This is a genomic window from Treponema sp. R8-4-B8 (assembly GCF_054786175.1).
Window position 1 is genome coordinate 1 of the sequence record NZ_BDHE01000356.1, and the last position, 466, is coordinate 466.

The 466-nt window shown below is 42.7% G+C and carries 1 protein-coding gene; it reads right to left on the reverse strand.

Features of this window, described 5'->3' with window-relative positions; genetic code table 11:
- Positions 1-185: 185 nt before the first annotated feature.
- On the reverse strand, positions 186-466 hold a 281-nt coding region (locus tag ACYVRA_RS08750; protein WP_461252330.1), incomplete at its 5' end, for an MBL fold metallo-hydrolase RNA specificity domain-containing protein.

Sequence of the window (466 nt, forward strand, 5' to 3'; positions counted from 1 at the left end):
GATGTGAATGGAAGGAGCGCAGAGCTCAGGATGATCCGCCAATTCCGCTAAAACTTCCATCCTCTCTATTCTGAAACTTTTTGGCTTCTGTCCCCGCTCAAGATTAATAAAATCGGATAACCAATTAAAAACACTTTCAGAAGATCTAAAATATTCTTCCATTTATTGTGGTTCGTGGTAAAAATTTAGACTTTCATATCGTATGGTATGTCGAACTTTACAATCTCGACATCCGGGTAACCGTTTTCTTCAAGATATTTTTTCCAGTGAGCCTGCGCTTTCTTTTCGCCGTGAACGAGGAATATCTTTTTAAGGCGGGAAGTGTCGACCGCTTTCATCCACTCAAGTATTTCAAAATAATCGGCGTGGGCGCTGAAAGCGTTTATCTCCTCTACCTGCGCGTTTAGTATGTGCCAATCCACTAGGATTTTTACTTCTTTTTCGCGGTTGCGTATGCGCCGCCCCC